The 6,662-nt window shown below is 36.2% G+C and carries 7 protein-coding genes; 1 reads left to right on the plus strand and 6 read right to left on the minus strand.

Features of this window, described 5'->3' with window-relative positions:
* Positions 1–138: 138 nt before the first annotated feature.
* Both cysQ and nudE read right to left on the minus strand, forming a co-directional pair.
* Positions 139–966, minus strand: coding sequence for a 3'(2'),5'-bisphosphate nucleotidase CysQ (gene cysQ / locus CJF42_RS24435; RefSeq protein WP_095369133.1), 828 nt, complete (start codon positions 964–966; stop codon positions 139–141).
* Positions 967–979: 13 nt separating this feature from the next.
* Entirely contained in the window at positions 980–1,546 is a 567-nt protein-coding gene (nudE, locus tag CJF42_RS24440; protein WP_095369134.1) for an ADP compounds hydrolase NudE, read from the minus strand.
* A 136-nt stretch (positions 1,547–1,682) separates the two neighbouring features.
* Between nudE and yrfG the strand changes: the two genes are divergently transcribed.
* On the plus strand, positions 1,683–2,339 hold the full coding sequence (gene yrfG / locus CJF42_RS24445; protein ID WP_095369135.1) for a GMP/IMP nucleotidase: 657 nt from the start codon (positions 1,683–1,685) through the stop codon (positions 2,337–2,339).
* Here the strand turns inward: yrfG and CJF42_RS24450 are convergent.
* From CJF42_RS24450 to CJF42_RS24465, 4 genes are all read right to left on the minus strand, one after another.
* Entirely contained in the window at positions 2,336–3,376 is a 1,041-nt protein-coding gene (locus CJF42_RS24450; RefSeq protein ID WP_095369136.1) for a protein-glutamate methylesterase/protein-glutamine glutaminase, read from the minus strand. The two genes, yrfG and CJF42_RS24450, sit on opposite strands and share 4 nt — an antisense overlap.
* A 39-nt stretch (positions 3,377–3,415) precedes the next feature.
* Positions 3,416–4,036: a chemoreceptor glutamine deamidase CheD gene (gene cheD, locus CJF42_RS24455; protein WP_095369137.1), complete on the minus strand. Its 621-nt coding sequence runs from the start codon at positions 4,034–4,036 to the stop codon at positions 3,416–3,418.
* Between the two features lie 91 nt (positions 4,037–4,127).
* A complete protein-coding gene (locus tag CJF42_RS24460; RefSeq protein WP_095369138.1) occupies positions 4,128–4,946 on the minus strand; it encodes a CheR family methyltransferase in 819 nt (272 codons plus the stop codon).
* 105 nt (positions 4,947–5,051) lie between these two features.
* A partial coding sequence (locus CJF42_RS24465) for a methyl-accepting chemotaxis protein (protein WP_252097735.1) occupies positions 5,052–6,662 on the minus strand: 1,611 nt, incomplete at its 5' end.

The raw sequence follows: 6,662 nt of genomic DNA on the forward strand, positions 1-6,662 counted from the left end.
TATTTGTTAGTCAAAAGCCTTAGCCCCCGTTAACAAGAGCGCCATAATATAGTTTTATTAAGTTAATGCAAGCACTAAATTCAATAACATTGTACTTAGTGCATATTTAGCTAGAAACTGCTGAATTTTACAGCAAAATCACAACAACTCAGTTCTACGATGTGGCGTAATCATTTTTTGCCAAGGCCAGTCAATGTGCCCCATAACAATGAAATCAGGATTTTCAGTGATCTCTCTTTGATTATAGGAGATAGGATTAAATTCAGCACTTAAAATTTGGCCACCAGCTTGCTCAACAATAATTTGTGAAGCACCCGTATCCCACTCCCCTGTAGGACCAACACGTAAGAAGCAATCGGCTTTACCTTCTGCAATCATGCAAGCTTTTAAAGAACAAGAACCTACAGCTATGGTGTCAAAATCTCTATCTAAATAACAACTCACAGCTTCAATTTTTTGCCTACGACTTACAGCTAGCGTTAATTTATTATGTTTCACCACTTCAAGCTTGATATCTTGGTTGTTATCATCCACTTTAATATTGCCATGCTCACGTTTAAAAGCACCAATGTCTTTCGCAGCAAAATAAGTGACATTTTTTATTGGCCAATGAATAACACCTAATACAGGTTGGTTATTTTCAATCAAAGCAATATTTACAGCAAAATCACCACTTTTTAAAATGAACTCACCTGTACCATCCATAGGATCAAGCAGCCAGTATCTCGTCCAGTTCTTTCTTTCGTTTAAAGGGGGTATTGCAGTTTCTTCAGACATAATAGGAATATCTGGTGTTAATTTCATTAACCCATCAATAATTACTTTATTAGCCTCCAAATCAGCTTTAGTAACAGGCGTATCATCACTTTTTTGTTGCTGACCAATATCTTCTTGATCATAAATATCCATGATCACTTGACCAGCTTGTTTTGCTATTTCAATACAGGGTTCAAGGAAAAATGACATAATTAGATCCTGTTTATTTTGCTCTACTGGCTAAGTGCTCTTTGGCTAGGAGTAATGCAGCAACACTTCTGGCTTCAGTAAAGTCTTTTTGATTTAATAAATCTTGCCATTGGCTTAAAGGCCAATGCACTACTTCTAGAAGTTCAGGTTCATCACCTAATAAAGTTTCAGTGAATAATTGCTCTGCGAGTAAAATATGCATATTGGCATTAAAGTAACTTGGCGCCAAACTGACTTGCTTTAGTTCAACTAATTCTTTTGTACCAAAACCCGCTTCTTCTTTTAACTCACGATTACCAGCTTGCATTGCATTTTCACCTGGATCAATAAGACCTTTGGGGAAACCAAGTTGGTAATCATGAGTACCAGCACAATATTCTCTTACTAATAATAGCGTATCATCGTCAAGAAGGGGCACTATCATCACAGCACCACGTCCTCCACCTTTAATACGCTCATATTTACGCTGCTCACCATTTGAAAATTCTAAATCTAACGACTCTACAGTGAATAATCCACTTTTAGCGACTATGTCAGTTGCTAAAATATCAGGCAACTGATGATCCTTTTTCTGTGTCATACAATCACTTTTAATAGAATAAATAATATATGAATCATAATTCTTTTATTGTAAAAAACCTAGAGTGAGTTGAAATTTAAAAGTAATGTTTTATCATAGACAGTAATAATATATATTAATATTGCGATTAAAAACCATGTTAGATTGGACCCTCATTGACACTGTATTACTGGATATGGATGGCACACTATTAGACCTTCATTTTGATAATCATTTCTGGTTAGAGTTAATACCAAGTAAACTAGCACAAAAGCATAATATTTCTTTTGCTGAAGCTAAAGCTGACTTAGCCGTTCGCTATCAAGCTGTTGAAGGTAATATTCAATGGTATTGTTTGGATTATTGGCAAAAAGAATTGTCTTTACCCATAATTGCGCTTAAGCGCGAAATACAACACTTAATTGCAATACGTGAAGATGTGCCTGAGTTTTTAAACGCACTAAAAACTTCGGGTAAAAAGTTAATTTTATTAACTAACGCTCACCCAGATAGTTTATCTTTAAAAATTGAACGTACTCAAATTGATAAATATTTAAATGAAATTATCTCGACTCATGAATTTGGTGTTAGTAAAGAACATCAATCATTATGGCAACAACTAGAGCAAAGGTTACAATTTGATAAAAAACGAACTTTATTTGTTGATGACAGCCTAACAATTTTAGAATCAGCCAAAACGTTTGGCATAAAACATTTATTAGCAGTTGCAAATCCCGATAGTAAAAAAGCAACGAATACAATTAACCAATTTCCTGCTATTACTAACTACCGAGACCTACTACCTATTACTTAGCGTTTTATTGCTAAGCGCATTAATACGTCAGCAACTTGCTCTAATGGCACTTGTTTGCTGGCGGCGCCAAGCTCAAAGGCGGCTTTAGGCATACCATAAACCACACAGCTTTTTTCATCTTGAACAAAAGTTTTAGCACCTGTTTCCTTAAGCTTCATTAGTCCTTTTGCACCATCAGCTCCCATACCAGTTAAAATGCATGCTGATACACTTTTTAACTCTAATTTAGCAACTGAATCAAATAAAACATCGATAGCCGGTCTATGGCGATTTACAGGTGCACTTTGGGATAGGTAACATACTAGATCACCATTTTTACTTTTTATACTTAAATGGTGATCTCCTGGGGCGATATAAACATTACCAAGCTCTAACTTTTCTCCATCTTGTGCTTCTTTTACTGCCATAGCACATGCTTTATCCATTCGTTCAGCAAAAGAAGTACTAAAAACAGGAGGAATATGCTGTGTTATAACAACAGGAGAAAAATGCGCAGGTAAACGTGTTAAAACTTCTTTTATCGCTTCAGTACCACCAGTTGATGCTCCTATTACAGATAAATGGTTGATTTTAAAACGAACCGTTTCTGGATTAACGATTTTTGCATGTTTATTCTCTTTTAAAGGTAAAAAAGACCTCACTCTAGCACTTGCGGCTGCACGAATTTTGTCGTGTAAAATATCGGTATAATCTCTTAGATCTTGTGCTACATTTTTTGTTGGTTTGGCAATAAAGTCTATTGCTCCTAACTCTAATGACTCTAAAGTAGCAGGAGCACCTTGCTGAGTTAAGGTCGATATCATCACAACAGGCATAGGTCGTAAACGCATTAAGTTTTTCAAAAAACTAATACCATCCATTTTTGGCATCTCAATATCAAGTGTTAATACGTCAGGGCGTAATGTTTTTATTTTCTCTCTGGCATCAAAAGGGTCCTCTGCTGCACCAACTACCTGAATATCATTAGCTAATTGCAAAATTTCAGTCAATAAAGTCCTAATTAAAGGGGAGTCATCAACTATTAAAACTTTTATCATTCAATATCTCCTTTTTAGGATATAAACTTCAAACTATCTCTAAAACAACTCAATATCTGTATGTGCATCTTGAACTTCGATCTCGTGCAAGTACTTGTTCTCTCTTTGTTGTATTGTATCATTATGAATACTACGTAACTTTTTCACTTGTGCCTTACCCGTCTCAGGGTAAAACATTACTTTACGGGGCCAAGGACCGCCTACATCATGAGAGTCAACACTAAACCCCTCTTGTTTCAAGTATGTAGAAGCAAATTTAATATTACCTTCTCCTACATCTGTCATTGCTTTAATTATTTGTCCACCACCAAATAATTTTACTTTTAAATTTTGCCTACTACCGCCATTTTTAATTACTTCATTAATTAAAAACTCCATAGCCCAATTACCATATCGACAACATAATTGATCTTCTTCCGTTCCTAATGCTGCGGCTTGATTAATGGGTAACATGAAATGATTCATACCACCTATGCCCATTTTTTCATCATAGACACACGCTGAAATACACGAACCTAACACAGTCGAAATGATTTCGCTTTGCTTAGTAACATAAAACTCACCGGGTAATATTTTAGCCACCACGCTCTTACGGTTACAGTCCCAGTATCTTTTAATGTTCTCAAATCCCGGATATACGGGTTTAAATTCACCTTCCAAAATACAACCTTAATTATTTATGGTTTTAAGTAAAATTTAATAATCTACTTTAAACCTTGAACATCCTGTAATAATGGTATTTAAATGGTTATTAGTTCATTTTTTGATACATTGTTTTACCTAAACCTATAAATTTTTTTTGCTCTTTACCCATACTTTCTGAGTGGCCTAAAAACAAATGCCCCTGTGGAATTAAAATATTCGCATAGTTGTTAAATAAATTTTCTTTTGTTTTTTTATCAAAATAAATCACAACATTACGACAAAAAATACAATCGAATGGGCCTTTCATTGGCCATGCCTGTAATAAGTTTAATCGTTTAAAGTAGATCATTTTTTTCAATTCAGGTTTTACTTTATAGTTTTCACCTTGCTTATCTTTAAAAAACCAATTTTTTAACACTTCAGGCTCTAAACCTATTGTTGAATTTGCCGAATATTCGCCATTACTGGCTTTTTCTAACACATTTGAATCTAAATCTGTTGCTAATATTTTAACGTCCCAACCCAAAGGAAACATGTTAGCGAGTGTCATCGCTATTGAATAAGGTTCCTCGCCAGTAGAGCAGCCTGCAGACCAAATCCGTACTCGTTTAGTTGATCTGTTTTCTTTTAATAACTTTGGAACCAAAGTACTTTTTAAAAATTCAAAATGATGTATTTCACGAAAAAAAGACGTTAAGTTAGTTGTTATTGCATTAATAAAGTGACTGAACTCTTTATCTCTATTTGATTCTAAATACTCGAGATATTGCTCAAAATTATTTAATCTTAAGCTACGAATGCGTCTAGCAAACCTCGAATAAACCATTTCTCGTTTATGTTCACCAAGTACAATACCACAAGCTTTATATACTAAATCTACAATATGGTTAAATTCATTATCAGTAAGTAAAAACTCTCTGTTCACAGCTATCCCTTTATATTTTCAGATGAGTTCAAACTATGTTAAGCACCAAATAAATCCCTAACATAGTTTGTAAAATAAGTAGTTAACTCTTTACTTATTTATGGGTTAAAACTCTTCCCACTCTTCTGAAGAATCAACAAAGTCATCTCCTTTTACCGGACTTGATAACCTTTGAGCTCTGCTAGGAGCTGTTGATTTTTGTGTTTTTTTATGACTTGTTGGTGCTGGTAATGCAGCAGCGTGTCCACCCGCATTAGATTTAAAGAAAGTTAATAATTGGCGCATACCTTTGGCTTGTTCGGCCATAGACTCCCCTGCTGCTGAGGCTTGTTCTACCAAGGCAGCATTTTGCTGTGTCATTTCATCCATTTGAGTAATCGCTTTATTTACTTGCTCGATACCAGAGCTTTGCTCTTCAGAAGCAACAGAAATATCTGCAATCATTTCTGTTACTTTTTGCACCGAAAGTACAATTTTTTGCAGTGTAGTACCTGACTCATTGACTAATAAGGTACCATCTTCCACTTTGCTTACACTATCTCTAATAAGCTCTTTAATCTCTTTGGCTGCAGCTGCTGAGCGTTGTGCTAAGTTTCTTACTTCACCCGCAACTACTGCAAAACCACGACCTTGCTCACCGGCTCTAGCGGCCTCTACTGCTGCATTTAGTGCGAGTAAATTAGTCTGGAATGCAATTTCATCAATCACGCCGATAATATCGGAGATCTTTTTACTGGAATCATTAATTTCAGCCATGCTCGTAACCGCACGTTGTACTACCTGCCCGCCTTGCGCTGCTTGTTCTTGCGTATTGGCAGCCAGCTCATTGGCTACTTTGGCATTATCGGCATTTTGTCGTACTGTACTTGTCATTTCCTCCATACTTGATGCTGTTTCTTCTAATGAAGAAGCTTGCTCTTCGGTTCTTTGACTTAAATCGGTATTACCTTGTGATATTTCCTCTGCACCACTACTTACTAATGTTGATGACCCATTAATTTGCTCTATCACTTCGGTGAGTTTTTCTGCGGTGGCATTCGCATCGCGCTTTAATTTATCAAACGAACCTTGATAGTCCTTATCTATCCGTTGAGTTAAATCACCATGCGCCATGGCATCAAGCATGCCGCCTGTTTCTGCTACCGCATCATCTACAATCTCAACTAAGGCATTTAACCCTTTAGTTAAGTTAAGAAAGAAACCTGCTTTATCACCTTCTTCAAGCCTAACATCAAGGTCACCACTCCCCGCTGAAGCAATAAGATTATCAATTTCTTTTTCGATAGCCACTTCTGCTGTTCTATCACTCCATTCCACAACGGTACCTACACGCTGACCATCATCCGAATTAATCGGATTAGCAATCAAACCAAAGGTACGACCACCAACAACAATTTCTGTTTTATAGGTACTTGCTAAATTTTTCAGCATATTTTGCTGATGCGCTGGATTTTTATGAAACACATCCACGTTTTGCCCAACTAAATCATTGCTATTAAAATTTGGTAAATCGGTACGTATATCAGCTTCAGCATCGCGCATCATGCCCTGAACGGCCTCATTCATAAATACAATATTATTACCCGCATCAGCTATCATGGCATTGGCTGAAACATTTTCTAACGCTTGTTTAATACGTAAATTTTCAGCTGCTTCTGCGCGTTCTGCGCGCTCTAGAGCTAGACGCTCTGTCTTATCTTCCCATTCAACCACTGT

Origin of the sequence: Pseudoalteromonas sp. NBT06-2 (assembly GCF_002276045.1) — a bacterium.
Classification (GTDB): domain Bacteria; phylum Pseudomonadota; class Gammaproteobacteria; order Enterobacterales; family Alteromonadaceae; genus Pseudoalteromonas.